The 13,715-nt window shown below is 72.6% G+C and carries 13 protein-coding genes, 3 tRNA genes and 1 pseudogene; 8 read left to right on the forward strand and 9 right to left on the reverse strand.

Annotated elements, in window-relative coordinates:
* From AOK18_RS06345 to purS, 8 genes and pseudogenes are all read right to left on the reverse strand, one after another.
* Positions 1-499: pseudogene (locus tag AOK18_RS06345) on the reverse strand (amidophosphoribosyltransferase); the annotation flags it as partial.
* A 62-nt stretch (positions 500-561) separates the two neighbouring features.
* Positions 562-1,395: an META domain-containing protein gene (locus AOK18_RS06350; RefSeq protein ID WP_055693662.1), complete on the reverse strand. Its 834-nt coding sequence runs from the start codon at positions 1,393-1,395 to the stop codon at positions 562-564.
* Positions 1,396-1,454: 59 nt separating this feature from the next.
* A complete protein-coding gene (locus tag AOK18_RS06355; RefSeq protein ID WP_055693663.1) occupies positions 1,455-2,252 on the reverse strand; it encodes a maleylpyruvate isomerase family mycothiol-dependent enzyme in 798 nt (265 codons plus the stop codon).
* 9 nt (positions 2,253-2,261) lie between these two features.
* Positions 2,262-3,122: a M23 family metallopeptidase gene (locus tag AOK18_RS06360; RefSeq protein WP_055693664.1), complete on the reverse strand. Its 861-nt coding sequence runs from the start codon at positions 3,120-3,122 to the stop codon at positions 2,262-2,264.
* Positions 3,123-3,149: 27 nt separating this feature from the next.
* Complete coding sequence (locus tag AOK18_RS06365; protein WP_055693665.1) at positions 3,150-3,665, reverse strand: ArsR/SmtB family transcription factor; 516 nt, start codon at positions 3,663-3,665, stop codon at positions 3,150-3,152.
* Between the two features lie 161 nt (positions 3,666-3,826).
* A complete protein-coding gene (gene purL / locus AOK18_RS06370; RefSeq protein WP_055573629.1) occupies positions 3,827-6,085 on the reverse strand; it encodes a phosphoribosylformylglycinamidine synthase subunit PurL in 2,259 nt (752 codons plus the stop codon).
* Positions 6,082-6,786, reverse strand: a complete 705-nt coding sequence (purQ, locus tag AOK18_RS06375; RefSeq protein WP_055573630.1) for a phosphoribosylformylglycinamidine synthase subunit PurQ — start codon at positions 6,784-6,786, stop codon at positions 6,082-6,084. The genes purL and purQ overlap by 4 nt, the downstream gene beginning before the upstream one ends.
* Positions 6,783-7,046, reverse strand: a complete 264-nt coding sequence (gene purS, locus AOK18_RS06380; RefSeq protein WP_010045045.1) for a phosphoribosylformylglycinamidine synthase subunit PurS — start codon at positions 7,044-7,046, stop codon at positions 6,783-6,785. The genes purQ and purS overlap by 4 nt, the downstream gene beginning before the upstream one ends.
* A gap of 352 nt (positions 7,047-7,398) precedes the next feature.
* Here purS and AOK18_RS06385 point away from each other — a divergent pair, with 352 nt between their 5' ends.
* The 8 genes from AOK18_RS06385 (at position 7,399) to AOK18_RS06420 (ending at position 12,518) form a co-directional block, all read left to right on the forward strand.
* The gene (locus AOK18_RS06385; protein ID WP_055573631.1) at positions 7,399-7,716 is read left to right on the forward strand and encodes a histone-like nucleoid-structuring protein Lsr2; all 318 of its coding nucleotides are present in this window, start codon (positions 7,399-7,401) and stop codon (positions 7,714-7,716) included.
* Positions 7,717-8,033: 317 nt separating this feature from the next.
* Positions 8,034-8,105 (forward strand) — tRNA-Gly (locus tag AOK18_RS06390).
* An 80-nt stretch (positions 8,106-8,185) separates the two neighbouring features.
* Positions 8,186-8,258: transfer RNA gene (locus AOK18_RS06395), tRNA-Gly, on the forward strand.
* Positions 8,259-8,451: 193 nt separating this feature from the next.
* A complete protein-coding gene (locus tag AOK18_RS06400) occupies positions 8,452-9,432 on the forward strand; it encodes an ABC transporter ATP-binding protein (protein ID WP_055573632.1) in 981 nt (326 codons plus the stop codon).
* A gap of 146 nt (positions 9,433-9,578) precedes the next feature.
* Positions 9,579-10,322, forward strand: a complete 744-nt coding sequence (locus AOK18_RS06405; protein ID WP_055693667.1) for an ABC transporter permease — start codon at positions 9,579-9,581, stop codon at positions 10,320-10,322.
* 131 nt (positions 10,323-10,453) lie between these two features.
* Positions 10,454-11,800 (forward strand): sensor histidine kinase, encoded by a 1,347-nt coding sequence (locus tag AOK18_RS06410; protein WP_079104867.1) that lies wholly within the window; start codon positions 10,454-10,456, stop codon positions 11,798-11,800.
* The gene (locus AOK18_RS06415) at positions 11,797-12,423 is read left to right on the forward strand and encodes a response regulator transcription factor (protein WP_055693666.1); all 627 of its coding nucleotides are present in this window, start codon (positions 11,797-11,799) and stop codon (positions 12,421-12,423) included. The genes AOK18_RS06410 and AOK18_RS06415 overlap by 4 nt, the downstream gene beginning before the upstream one ends.
* A gap of 22 nt (positions 12,424-12,445) precedes the next feature.
* A tRNA-Gly gene (locus AOK18_RS06420) sits at positions 12,446-12,518 on the forward strand.
* A gap of 201 nt (positions 12,519-12,719) precedes the next feature.
* Here the strand turns inward: AOK18_RS06420 and AOK18_RS06425 are convergent.
* Positions 12,720-13,619, reverse strand: a complete 900-nt coding sequence (locus AOK18_RS06425; protein ID WP_055573634.1) for a phosphoribosylaminoimidazolesuccinocarboxamide synthase — start codon at positions 13,617-13,619, stop codon at positions 12,720-12,722.
* Positions 13,620-13,715 lie beyond the last annotated feature (96 nt).

Raw genomic sequence — 13,715 nt, forward strand, 5'->3', positions numbered from 1 at the left:
GCTGGCCGGCCAGCAGGGCGGTGATCAGGTCGGTGTCGTTGGTGGCCGCCACCTTGGGGGCGCGGCCGTTCTCCTTGGGGAGTTCGGCGACCAGTTCGGCGAGTTCCGCCGTGTTGACCAGGTTGCCGTTGTGGCCGAGCGCGATCGATCCCTGCGCGGTGGCGCGGAAGGTGGGCTGGGCGTTCTCCCACACGGAGGCGCCGGTGGTCGAGTAGCGGGCGTGACCGACCGCGATATGTCCCTGGAGCGAACCGAGCGAGGTCTCGTCGAAGACCTGGGACACCAGGCCCATGTCCTTGAAGACGAGGATCTGGGAGCCGTTGCTGACCGCGATACCCGCGGATTCCTGGCCCCGATGCTGGAGGGCGTAGAGCCCGAAGTACGTGAGCTTGGCGACCTCTTCGCCCGGAGCCCAGACACCGAAGACGCCGCAGGCGTCCTGGGGGCCCTTCTCTCCGGGGAGCAGGTCGTGGTTGAGTCGTCCGTCACCACGTGGCACGTCCCCGAGTGTAGGCGAGGCCGCGTGCTGCTCCGAATTGGGTACGCGGTCCCCGCCGTGGCTCAGGGCGCGGCGAAGGCGTTGACGGTTCCTCCGTTTTCGCTGGTCAGCGTCATGCTCCGGTGGTCGACCCGATAGTCGAGCGTGGTGCCGAAGAACCGCAGCAGCTGCTTCTCGGCCTTCATGAGTGAGTCTTCGCACACCATTCGGGTCGTGGTGGGCGTGCCGACGGTGATATGGCCGTCGCGGACGGTGGCCCCGGCGTTCACCTTGTTGCAGCCGAGGCTTCCGGAGACGGTGCCCTCCTCCTTGTCGAAGGTGAGGTGGGCGCGGCCCGCGGCGTCGGGGGAGGTGATCCTCCACCTGGTGCCGTGCAGGGGGGTGTCCCCGCCGCCCTCGCTGAAGCGGACGGTGGTGCCGTCCTCGGAGGTGAGGGTGAGGCGGCCGTCCTTCATCTCGGCCCGGGGGCCGTCGCCGGTGAACGCGTCCAGGAGCGCGTGGTCGAACTCCCTGCCCGGGCCGTCGCAGGCGACGGCGGTGCTCCGGAGGTCCTCGAGCCGGACGCGGTCGCCCTCGGGGACGGTCTGGCCCCGGAAGCTGTTGCAGCCGTAGCTGCCCTCGACCCCGCCGTCCTCGGTCAGGATCATGTACGCGTCGGAGGTGGCGCGGTGCGTGGTGCCGTCCGCGGTGACGCTGTCGACGTTCCAGCGGATGCCGGTGAGGGACCGCTGCGTCGTGCCGGCCGTGGCGCTGTCCGCGCCCGTCGTCCGTGCGGCGTTCCCTCCCGCGCCCGCCTGCTCACTTCCGCAGGCCGCCGTGACGGGGACGAGGAGGGCCGCGGTGGCCGCCGCGAGGGCGGTGCGACGCCTGCGCTGCTGGTGCCTGTGCGTGTCCATGCCGCTTCGACGGGGGCGGGGCGTTCCCGGTTCCCCTCACGCCGGCCGCCGTCGCCGCCTCATGTCATCAGCGGCAGGTACGGGCCGAGGTCCGCCCGCTCCCCGCTCGCGCCGACCGTGCCGCCGGCCACCGCGTCCTGCCACGTCGTGCGCCCGGTGGCCAGGCGGAGCCAGGTCAGCGGGTCGGTCTCGACGACGTTGGGCGGGGTGCCCCGGGTGTGCCGCGGGCCCTGCACGCACTGGACGACCGCGTACGGCGGGATCCGCACCTCCGTCGAGCCGCCGGGCGCCTTCGCGGCGAGCGTGTCGGCCAGCATCCGGGTGCAGGCGGCGAGGGCCTGGCGGTCGTGGGGGACGTCGAGGCCGGGCACGGCGGCGTTGAGGTCGTCGGTGTGCACGACGAGCTCGACGGCACGGGTGACCAGGAGGTCGGTGAGGGTCATGGCGCCGGCCCGCGTCGCGAGGACGCGGGCGGGCGGGGCGTCGGCGAGGTGCCGGGCCAGGTCCTGCCCGGTGCGGGTGAGCAGGGCGTCGAGGTCGGGGGTCGCCCCGGCGAGGTCCCGGGAGCCCTCGGCGACGGCGCCGGCGTGGGCGGCGGTCGCGAAGGCGTAGTCCGGCAGGGCGAGGTCGGGCTTCGCCGGTGCGTCCCGCTCCAGGGCCCGGCCGACGCTCCCGGCGGTCAGGGCCAGGTGCGCGACCAGGTCCCGCACGGTCCAGTCGCCGAGGCGGGTGGGCAGCGCCAGCTGCTCGGGGGTGAGGGTCCGGACGGCCGCGCGGACGTTCTCGAACTGGGCCAGTACGGCGGCTCGGGTCCTGGCGGGGTCGTAGGAGCGGGTGCGCTTCTTGGCCGGGGGCATGGCGGCAGCCTATGCGGGGGCGGCCGGTGCCGGTTCGGGGGCGGCCGGCGTCGGTTCGGGGGCGTCGAACACCTCGCCGCCCCGGGGGACGCCGACGCCGCGCCAGGTGAACGGGACGCCCCGCGCGGTGTCCGGGTCGGGGCCGTCCATCAGCTGGAAGTGCAGGTGCGGCTCCGAGGAGTTGCCCGAGTTGCCGCAGCGGGCGAGCACCTGTCCGGCCCGCACCCGGTCGCCCTCGCGGACGGTGAAGGAGCCGCGCCGCACGTGCGCGTAGGCGGCGTACATCCCGTCGCCGAGGTCGAGCACCAGGTGGTTGCCGACGATCCGGTGGACCCCGCTCATCTCGCGCACCGAGCCCTCGACGAGCATCAGGTACAGCAGTCCGGGCAGCGAGGCACGGCTGAGGTGGTCGCGCTGCCCGTCGGACACGCGGACGACCGTGGCGTCGGCGACCGCGCGCAGGGGAGCGCCGAACGCGGGGAAGGCGTCGGGGCGGCGGGCGGGCGGCCACAGCACGGAGAACCCGGGGCGGGCGCCCGGCTCGGGTTCGGCGACGACGTCGATGGCGTACGTCTGGCCGTAGGCGTGGGTGCCGTGGCTCGGGGTGCGGTCGGCCGGGCTGTTCAGCGCGGACCAGCGGCCGGTCACGGGCGGGTCGACCTCGACCGGTTCACGCGCGCGGCGCGGGTGGTCCGGGGCGCCGCCGCCCCACCGGTTGACCACGGCGATCAAGAGGTAGGCCAGGAGCAGCGGCAGCGTGTTCCACAGGATCGGGTAGTCCCAGCCGAGGAGGACGTAGACGGTCACCAGGGCGACGGGGCCCCACTGCAGACCCCGGAAGGTCCTCATGACGATCTTGCGTGCGGACATGGTTCCCCCTGGTGGTCGTGGGTGCGGTCAGGTCAGCGCGGCGGACAGCAGCACCAGCAGCGGTACGACCCGGCCCGCCGGCACCTCGTGGCGGCCCCGGCCGGTGGTGTGCAGCCAGCCGGCGCCGGTGAGCTGGCGCAGGTGGTGGTAGATCTGGCCGGTCGTGCCGACTCCGTCCAGCTCGGCGAGTTCGGCGGCGGTGCGCCGGCCGCCGAGGATCTCGCGGAGCAGCCGCAGCCGGACCGGGTGGCCGAGGGCGGCGAGCGGCTCGGCGGCGGCCGGCCAGTCCTCGTCCAGCAGTCCCGCGGTGAGGGCGCCGTGCTGCCACTCGTACCGCTCGCCGGTCGGCAGCCGGACCGCGCCGGTGAACAGCACACCGCCGTCGGCCGCCTTCAGCTCGGTGAGCTGGTTCCTCAGCCCTTCCAGTGCCCAGAAGTCGCCCTCCCCCGGGTGGGCGTCGGGGCGCGCCGTCCCCGCCGCCCCGGCCGTCTCCAGTGCGGCGAGCCGGCGTTCGATGTCGGCGACGCGTTCTTCGAGGTTCACGATTCTGAGATTACGTAACTACGTAATTCCCTGCAACCCCTTCCGGCCCTCCCGTCCTGTCCTCCCGCCCGGCGGCCCGTTCCACGCACGAAGCCCCCGCCCTGGTCGGGGCGGGGGCTTCGTGCGTACGGGAAGGACCGTACGGGGGAGGCGCGAGCCGGTCAGGCCAGCAGGGCCGGGATGGTCGCCTCGTGGGTCTCGCGCAGTTCCGCGAGGGTGAGCGTGAACTCGCCCTGGAGTTCCACCGTGTCCCCGTCGACGACGCCGATGCGCGTCGCCGGGAGGCCGCGGACACCGCACATGTCGGTGAAGCGGAGCTCCTCCGAACGCGGCACGGCCACGACCGCGCGGCCGGCCGACTCGGAGAACAGGAACGTGAACGCGTCCAGCCCGTCCGGCACGACGAGCCGCGCGCCCTTGCCGCCCAGCAGCGCCGACTCGACCACGGCCTGGACCAGACCGCCGTCGGACAGGTCGTGCGCGGAGTCGATCATGCCGTCGCGGGAGGCGGAGATCAGGATCTCGCCGAGGAGGCGCTCGCGCTCCAGGTCGACCGCGGGCGGCAGGCCGCCGAGGTGGTCGTGGACGACCTGGGACCAGGCCGAACCGCCGAACTCCTCACGGGTGTCGCCGAGGAGGTAGAGCAGCTGCCCCTCCTCCTGGAAGGCGACCGGCGTGCGCCGCGCCACGTCGTCGATGACGCCGAGGACCGCGACCACCGGGGTCGGGTGGATGGCGGCCTCGCCGGTCTGGTTGTAGAGCGAGACGTTGCCGCCGGTCACCGGGGTGCCGAGCTGCAGGCAGCCGTCGGCCAGACCGCGCACGGCCTCCGCGAACTGCCACATGACGGCCGGGTCCTCGGGCGAGCCGAAGTTCAGGCAGTCGGAGACGGCGAGGGGCTTGGCGCCGGTCGTCGCCACGTTCCGGTACGCCTCGGCGAGCGCGAGCTGCGCGCCCGTGTACGGGTCGAGCTTGGCGTACCGGCCGTTGCCGTCGGTCGCGATGGCGACGCCGAGGCCGGTCTCCTCGTCGATCCGGATCATGCCGGAGTCCTCGGGCTGGGCGAGGACCGTGTTGCCCTGCACGAAGTGGTCGTACTGCTGGGTGATCCACTGCTTCGAGGCCTGGTTGGGCGAGCCGACGAGCTTCAGGACCTGGTCCCTGAGCTCCTCGGACGTCTGCGGCCGGGGCAGCTTGTTCGCGTCGTCGGCCTGGAGCGCGTCCTGCCAGTCGGGGCGGGCGTAGGGGCGCTCGTAGACCGGGCCGTCGTGGGCGACGGTGCGCGGGTCGACGTCGACGATCTTGCCGCCGTGCCAGTAGATCTCCAGGCGGTCGCCGTCGGTGACCTCGCCGATGACGGTGGCGATGACGTCCCACTTCTCGCAGATCTCGAGGAAGCGGTCGACCTTCCCCGGCTCCACCACCGCGCACATGCGCTCCTGGGACTCGCTCATGAGGATCTCCTCGGGCGAGAGCGTGGAGTCGCGCAGCGGTACGTCGTCGAGGGTGACGCGCATGCCGCCGGAGCCGTTGGAGGCCAGCTCGGAGGTGGCGCAGGACAGGCCCGCGGCCCCCAGGTCCTGGATGCCGACGACCAGCTTCTCCCGGAACGCCTCCAGGGTGCACTCGATGAGGAGCTTCTCCTGGAAGGGGTCGCCGACCTGGACGGCGGGGCGCTTGGAGGGCTTGGCGTCGTCGAAGGTCTCGGAGGCGAGGATGGAGGCGCCGCCGATGCCGTCGCCTCCGGTCCGGGCCCCGTAGAGGATGACCTTGTTGCCCGCGCCGGAGGCCTTGGCGAGGTGGATGTCCTCGTGCCGCATGACGCCGATGGCGCCCGCGTTGACCAGCGGGTTGCCCTGGTAGCAGGCGTCGAAGACGACCTCGCCGCCGATGTTGGGCAGGCCCAGGCAGTTGCCGTAGCCGCCGATGCCGGCGACGACGCCGGGCAGCACGCGCTTGGTGTCGGGGTGGTCGGCGGCGCCGAAGCGCAGCGGGTCCACGACGGCGACCGGGCGGGCGCCCATCGCGATGATGTCGCGGACGATGCCGCCGACGCCGGTCGCGGCGCCCTGGTAGGGCTCGACGTAGGACGGGTGGTTGTGCGACTCGACCTTGAAGGTCACCGCGTAGCCCTGGCCGACGTCGACGACGCCGGCGTTCTCGCCGATGCCGACGAGCATCGCGTCGGACTCGGGGGCCTTCTCGCCGAACTGGCGGAGGTGGACCTTGGAGGACTTGTACGAGCAGTGCTCGGACCACATCACCGAGTACATGGCGAGTTCGGCGCCGGTCGGGCGGCGGCCGAGGATCTCCACCACCCGCTCGTACTCGTCCTTCTTCAGGCCGAGCTCGGCCCAGGGCAGCTCGACGTCGGGGGTCCCGGCCGCGTGCTCGACCGTGTCCAGAGGCGTCCTGCTCATGCGTTGACCAGCTTCTTGAGGATCGAGGTGAAGAACGGGAGACCGTCGGTGCGGCCGGTGCCGATCAGCGGCTCGACGGCGTGCTCGGGGTGCGGCATCAGGCCGACGACGTTGCCCGCCGCGTTGGTGATGCCGGCGATGTCGTTGAGCGAGCCGTTGGGGTTGCCGTAGCCGTCGGCGGCCTCGCCGTCGGTGACGTAGCGGAAGGCGACCCGGCCCTCGGCCTCGAGCTCGTCCAGCGTGCGCCGGTCGGCGACGTAGCGGCCGTCCATGTTCTTCAGCGGGATGCTGATCTCCTGCCCGGCGGTGTAGTCGCCGGTCCAGGCGGTGTCCGCGTTCTCCACCCGCAGCTTCTGGTCGCGGCAGATGAAGTGCAGGTGGTCGTTGCCGAGCATGCCGCCGGGGAGCAGGTGCGCCTCGGTGAGGATCTGGAAGCCGTTGCAGATGCCGAGGACCGGCAGCCCCGCCTTCGCCTGCTCGATGACGGTGTCCATCACCGGCGAGAAACGGGCGATGGCCCCGGCGCGCAGGTAGTCGCCGTAGGAGAATCCGCCGCAGAGCACCACGGCGTCGACCTGGTGGAGGTCCTTGTCCTTGTGCCACAGGGCGACCGGCTCGGCGCCCGCGAGCCGGATCGCGCGCCGGCTGTCGCGGTCGTCGAGGCTGCCCGGGAAAGTGACGACGCCGATACGAGCGGTCACTTCACGGCCTCCGCGACTTCCTCGACCCTGACGGTGAAGTCCTCGATCACGGTGTTGGCGAGGAAGGATTCCGCAAGATCGTGGATGCGGGCGAGCGCGGCCTCGTCGACCGGCCCGTCAACTTCCAGTTCGAATCGCTTTCCCTGGCGGACGTCCGAGATCCCTTCGAATCCCAGCCGCGGCAGTGCGCGCTGCACCGCCTGGCCCTGGGGGTCGAGGATCTCCGGCTTGAGCATGACGTCGACTACGACGCGTGCCACTGGCACTCCCGGTGTGTGGTGCTGAGCAGGTTCCTTCAGACTACCCGTACAAAATTTCTACGCGAGTAGCGTTGGAGGAATCTACGTGACCGCGATCACGATTCGGCACCCCGGGGGCGCCTCCGGGAAAAGATCCGGGAAAGATCCGCGTTCTGTCTCGTATCGCTATTGCGCACCGGACACGCGGACAGATTTAGTCGGGCTTCACAATGCAATGCCGGGCACTGTACAAATGAATTGTCATTAGCAGATACTTTGCCCGATTACAGGCGGACAGCCGACATCTCAGCGACGCTCCGGCACGTCATCGCGGACGTCACCGCAGAGGTGTCGCACGAAGGGACCGATATTCGTGGCGCAGAAGGTCGTGGTCACTCTCTTCGACGACATCGACGGCTCGGAAGCGGCGGAAACGATCGCCTTCGGACTCGACGGCAAGTCGTACGAGATCGACCTCAACAAGGTCAACGCCGACGGACTGCGGAAGGCGCTCGCGCCCTACGTGGAGGCCGGCCGCAAGCGTTCCCGTTCGGGGCGGGCGTACCGGCAGACGGAGGTCGCCCCGGACCCGGCGGCCGTGCGCGCCTGGGCCCAGTCGAACCAGATGGACGTCCCCACCCGGGGGCGGATCCCCAAGCGGGTCTACGAGGCGTTCGCGGCGGCGCGGTGAGGGGACCCGCGAGCGGCCGGCCGGCCACGGGTCGGGCGGCCGGGCGCCGTGGGACCGGCTCACGCGCGGGAGCGACCGGACGGACGGGTCGCGGCCGCCGCGGGACCGGCCCCGGCCGGCCCGGGCACGGGCGGCGCGACGGGGCGGGGACGCCGGCGACCGGCACCCGTGACCGGCGTCCGCGACCGGCGCCCACCGCCGGGACTCCCGGCCACCGGCCCCCTCCAGCAGCCGACTTGCGCAGCACCCCCATTGATCAGCTAGAGTCTGGAGCACGCCGAGGGGCAAGGCCGAAAGGTCCGGCCCACGGAGTACATGCGGGTGTAGTTCAGTAGTAGAACATCCCCCTTCCAGGGGGAAGGCGCAGTGTGCAATTCCTGTCACCCGCTCTGCGTAGCCGTACCGATCAGTCCACTCGATCGGGTAGGCTGGTGCTCGCACCGATCGGTGAAAGCCGGTCGGGAGCAATGCGGACGTAGCTCAGTTGGTAGAGCGCAACCTTGCCAAGGTTGAGGTCGCGAGTTCGAACCTCGTCGTCCGCTCGGGAATCAGACCCCGGTCCATCGGACCGGGGTCTTTTCGTGCGCCCGTGGTCTCTCCCGCTGTGCGCCGCCCCCTCCGCCTCCCGTGCCCCGGACCCCGTGTTCCGGGCCCGGACGGGCTTCTGACATTTGTCATGCGCGCCGATGACGGGGCGCACTGCCGCCCCGCCGGCACGACCGGGATGATCGAGCCATGCAACTGAACGAACACGTGATTGAGGTCACCGACCTGCGCCGTGTGTACGGGGGCGGGTTCGAGGCCGTGCGCGGGGTCAGTTTCTCCGCCCGGCGCGGAGAGGTCTTCGCCCTGCTCGGCACCAACGGCGCGGGCAAGACCTCCACCGTCGAACTGCTGGAGGGCCTCGCGGTGCCGTCCGGCGGGCAGGTCAGGATCTTCGGGCGTGATCCGTACACCGAGCGCGCCGCGGTGCGGCCCCGCACCGGTGTGATGCTCCAGGAAGGAGGCTTCCCCTCCGACCTGACCGTGCGGGAGACCGCGCGGATGTGGGCCGGCTCCGTCAGCGGCGCCCGCCCCCCGCAGGAGGTCCTGCCGCTGGTCGGCCTGGCCGGCAAGGACGACGTGCGGGTCAAGCAGCTGTCCGGGGGTGAGCGGCGCCGCCTCGACCTGGCCCTCGCGCTGCTCGGCGACCCCGAGGTGCTGTTCCTCGACGAGCCGACGACCGGGCTGGACGCCGAAGGGCGGCGGGACACCTGGCGACTGGTGCGGGCCCTGCGCGACAACGGCACCACCGTGCTGCTGACCACCCACTACCTGGAAGAGGCCGAGTCACTGGCCGACCGCCTCGCGATCATGCACAAGGGGCGCATCGCCGCCACCGGCACGCCCGCCGAGGTGACCGCCGCGCAGCCGTCCCGGATCACCTTCGAACTGCCCACGGGCTACTTCCCCGGCGACCTGCCCCCGCTCGACGAGCTGGGCGTGACCGGGCACGAGCTGGACGGGCGGACCGTCCGGCTGCACACCCGGGAGCTGCAACGGGCCGCCACCCGCCTGCTGGTGTGGGCCGAGCGGACCGGCGTGGAGCTGAAGGGCCTGGACGTGCGCTCGGCGTCGCTGGAGGAGGCGTTCCTCGGCATAGCCCGCGAGGCCTCCGCACACGACCTCCCCGAGCAGGGGAAGAACACCACCACCGGAAAGGAGTACGCGGCATGAGCGAGACGGCCGGCGCGGCCCCCACGGCCGACAAGACCGATACGAACCGCACCACCGACACCACCGACACCACCGAGGCGCCGGCCGCAGGAGCGGCCGGGGCGGGGAGCGGACGCAACACCGCGGCCAGCACCCCCGCCGGACGCATGCGGGCCCTCGCCCGCGCGGAGTTGACGCTGCTGGGGCGCAGCAGGGGCACGCTCTTCGCCGCGCTGTTCGTGCCGCTGGTGCTGCCGCTCAGCCTGTACTCGGCGGCCGACAAGATGGACCTCGACGAGGTGGGACTGAGCCTCGGCGCGGTGATCCTGCCCGGCGCGATCGGTTTCTCGCTGCTGTTCGCCGTCTACTCGTCGCTCGTCGGCGTCTTCGTCACCCGGCGCGAGGAACTGGTGCTGAAGCGGCTGCGCACCGGCGAGCTGCGGGACGTCGAGATCCTGTGCGGGGCCTCGCTGCCGTCCCTCGCGACCGGGCTGGTGCAGTCGCTGCTGCTGGCGGCGGGCTGCGCGCTGCTGCTGGACGTGGCCGCGCCGGAGGCCGTCCACCTGTCCGTGCTGGGGCTGCTGCTGGGCCTGGTGCTGTGCGCGGCGCTCGCCGCCGTCACCGCGGGCTTCACCCGGACCACCGAGAGCGCGCAGGTCACCGCGATGCCGGTGCTCATGGTCTCGATGCTGGGCTCCGGGATGATGGTTCCGCTGGAGGTGCTGCCCGACCGGCTGGCCTCCTTCTGCGAACTGCTGCCCCTCACCCCCGCCATGACCCTGCTGCGCGGCGGCTTCACGGGCAACCTGTCGGGCTCCGAGACCCTGTTCGCCGTGGCGGCCGGTGTGGCCTGGGTGCTGCTGGCGGCGTTCGCCGTACGCCGGTGGTTCCGCTGGGAACCGCGGCGCTGAGGCACCCGGGCACGGGAGTGCACGGGCACGGGAGCACGCGAGGACGGGAACGCGCGGGCACGGGAGGACGCGGGCGTGAGGGCGGCCCGGGGAGCGAGGCGGGCGAAGACATGGGCAGGCCGGGCAAGGACATCCGCGGTCCGGGTCGCTGGTGGCGGCGCAAGAGCACCCTGGCGAAGGTGGAGGCGTACACCCGGTGGTCGTTCCACTTCATGATGGTGGTCGAGTTCTCGGTGGCCGGCGGGCCGCTGCTCGCAGACCTGGCGCGGGGCGAGCGGAGCGGGTCGGATGAGCCGGGCCCGACGGTCCTGCTGATCCTCCTCGTCGCCGGGCACTGCGCGCTCTGCGGTGTGTTCGCCTCGCGGTCGCTGGACTGGCACCGCGGGCAGCGGACCAGGCCGACGCGGTCGCTGTGGATCCTCGGAACCAGCACCGTGGCCGTCGCGGCGGCGGCCCTCGTGGTCACCGGGCCCGGCAGCCTCGGCGGAACGGACCGGAACGTCGACGAGGGCGCCTTCGGGACGTTCACGCTCGTCATGGCCTTCGGCGCGGGGACGTTCACGCTCGGCATGCGGAACCGCCGGTGGGCGCTCGCCGTGGTGCCGGGCTTCGCGGCGGGCTCGGGACTGGTGGCCCTCGTCTGCGGCGCCCTCGGCGCCGTGGCGCTGACCGCCGTGGTGATGGTGCTGCTCGCCGCCGGGTTCTTCACCCTCACCTACGTCCTCTCGCTCTGGCTGCTCAACGTCGTCCACGAACTCGACGAAGCGCGTGAGACCCGTACCCGGCTCGCCGTCGCGGAGGAACGGCTGCGCTTCGGCCGGGACCTGCACGACGTGATGGGCCGCAACCTCGCCGTGATCGCGCTGAAGAGCGAGCTGGCCGTCCAGCTGGCCCAGCGCGAACGGCCGGAGGCGGTGGCGCAGATGGTCGAGGTGCAGCGGCTGGCGCACGAGACCCAGCGGGAGGTGCGCGAGGTCGTACGCGGCTACCGCGAGGCCGACCTGAGCGGCGAACTCGCGGGCGCGAAGGGGGTGCTGACCGCGGCCGGCATCGACTGCACGGTCACCGGCCCCGCGGTCGCGCTCCCCGCGCAGACCCAGTCCGCGCTGGGCTGGGTGGTACGGGAGGCGGCGACCAACGTGCTGCGGCACGGAGACCCGCGCTGGTGCGCGGTGGAGGTACGGGTGCGGGAGGGGCACGTGGTGCTGACGGTGGAGAACGACGGGGCGCCGGACGGCGCCGGCGGGCCGGGCCGGGGCTCCGGCCTCATCGGCCTGCGCGAGCGGCTGGCGGAGATCGGCGGCACGCTGCGGGCCGGGCCGGCCGGGGACGGACGGTTCCTGCTGACGGCCGAGGTGCCGTCGGGTCCGGGAGCGGCGGCGTCCGGGGACGATCCCCCCGACCCCTCGGCCCGGGGGACCGCGTCCGCGGCGGCGGCCTCCCGTCCGGCGGGATCCGGAAACGGGGTCACCCGGTGACGCCGGCACCGCGCCCGCCCGTCCGGCTGCTGCTCGCCGACGACGAGCACCTGATCCGGGGGGCGCTCGCCACCCTGCTGTCCCTGGAGGACGACCTCCTGGTCGTCGCCGAGGCGGCCTCCGGCCCGGAGGCCCTGGCGATGGCGCGGGCCCACGTCCCCGACGTCGCCGTGCTCGATCTGCAGATGCCCGGCGCCGACGGTGTGAAGGTCGCCACATCCCTGCGGACGGAACTCCCCGGCTGCCGCGTGCTGATCGTGACCAGTCACGGGCGTCCCGGGCATCTGAAGCGGGCCCTCGCGGCGGGGGTGCGCGGCTTCGTCCCCAAGACCGTCAGCGCGCAGCACCTCGCCGAGATCATCCGCACCGTGCACGCGGGAAACCGTTACGTGGATCCCGAGTTGGCGGCCGACGCGATCGCCGCCGGTGACTCGCCGCTGACCGCGCGTGAGGCCGAGGTGCTGGAACTCGCGGCCGACGGGGCTCCCGTGGCGGAGATCGCGGAACGGGCCGCGCTGTCCCAGGGGACCGTGCGGAACTACCTGTCGTCCGCCGCCACGAAGCTCGGTGCGGAGAACCGTCACGCCGCGGTGCGGCTCGCGCGCGAGCGGGGTTGGGTATAGTTGCTCTCGCGCCACGGCGCACGCGGACGTAGCTCAGTTGGTAGAGCGCAACCTTGCCAAGGTTGAGGTCGCGAGTTCGAACCTCGTCGTCCGCTCGGCAGTGGAAAGACCCCGGTCCCTCGGACCGGGGTCTTCTTCGTGCGCACCCGGTGCGCCGCGCGGACGGCCCGTCCGGTGCGAGGGCCCCGGAGCGGGGCCCGGCACACGGCCGGACCCCGGGGGGCAGGTCTCGGGCCCCGGGCCTGGAACCCCGGCTCCGGGCCCCGGTCCTCAGGCCGGGTGCCGGGCTCCGGGCCTCAGCTCCAGCCGAGGCCCGTCAGACGCTCGTACGCCTCCACGTACTTCGCCCGGGTCGCGTCCACGACGTGCTGCGGCAGCGCCGGCGGGGGCTGCTCGCCCCCGCGGTCCCAGCCCGACTCGGCGGAGGTCAGCCAGTCCCGCACGTACTGCTTGTCGTACGAGGGCTGCGCGCGGCCCGGCTCCCACCGGTCGGCCGGCCAGAAGCGGGAGGAGTCCGGGGTGAGCACCTCGTCCGCCAGCACCAGCGTGTCGCCGTCGAAGCCGAACTCGAACTTGGTGTCTGCGAGGATGATGCCCCGTTCCCGGGCGATGTCGCGGGCCCGGGTGTACGCGGCGAGGGTGGCCTGCCGCAGCCGTGCCGCGGTCTCGGCGCCGACCTGGCGGGCGACCTCCTCGTAGGAGACGTTCTCGTCGTGCTCGCCGACGGCGGCCTTGGTGGCCGGGGTGAAGATCGGACCGGGCAGCTCCGACCCGTCCACCAGCCCCTCGGGAAGGGCCAGGCCGCAGACCGTACGGGACTCCCGGTACTCGGCGAGGCCCGAACCGGTGAGGTAGCCGCGGGCCACGCACTCCACGGGGGCCATCCGCAGCGACTTGCAGACGAGGGTGCGGCCCTCCCAGTCGGCGGGGGCCCCCGCGGGCAGTCCGGTGCTCAGGACGTGGTGCGGGACCAGGTCGGTGAGCTGGTCGAACCACCACAGGGAGAGCTGGGTGAGGACCCTGCCCTTGTCCGGGATCTCGGTCGGCAGCACCCAGTCGTAGGCGGAGATGCGGTCACTGGCGACCATCACGAGGTCACCCGCCTCGTTCCGGTACAGCTCGCGCACCTTTCCGGTGTGCAGATGCACCAGACCCGGAACCTGGATCGGCTCGGGCTTCTCGACGAATCCGGACACGGTTCCTCCGCGTGGTTCGGAACAACAGGGCACCCGCGGGGCTCGCACGGGGTGGGGTGGGAGACGGCGGGACGGGTGCCTCCGATTGTCCCGTAC

The sequence above is a fragment of the Streptomyces prasinopilosus genome, assembly GCF_001419695.1.
In the GTDB taxonomy this organism is placed as follows: Bacteria; Actinomycetota; Actinomycetes; order Streptomycetales; family Streptomycetaceae; genus Streptomyces; species Streptomyces prasinopilosus.

Excerpts from the sequence above, each read along its gene's own strand:
- purL (WP_055573629.1), bottom strand. The coding sequence starts at position 6,085 with ATGAGCAGGACGCCTCTGGACACGGTCGAGCACGCGGCCGGGACCCCC.
- AOK18_RS06400 (WP_055573632.1), top strand. The coding sequence starts at position 8,452 with ATGCAACTGAACGAACACGTGATTGAGGTCACCGACCTGCGCCGTGTG.
- AOK18_RS06360 (WP_055693664.1), bottom strand. The coding sequence starts at position 3,122 with ATGTCCGCACGCAAGATCGTCATGAGGACCTTCCGGGGTCTGCAGTGG.
- AOK18_RS06355 (WP_055693663.1), bottom strand. The coding sequence starts at position 2,252 with ATGCCCCCGGCCAAGAAGCGCACCCGCTCCTACGACCCCGCCAGGACC.
- AOK18_RS06350 (WP_055693662.1), bottom strand. The coding sequence starts at position 1,395 with ATGGACACGCACAGGCACCAGCAGCGCAGGCGTCGCACCGCCCTCGCG.
- AOK18_RS06405 (WP_055693667.1), top strand. The coding sequence starts at position 9,579 with ATGCGGGCCCTCGCCCGCGCGGAGTTGACGCTGCTGGGGCGCAGCAGG.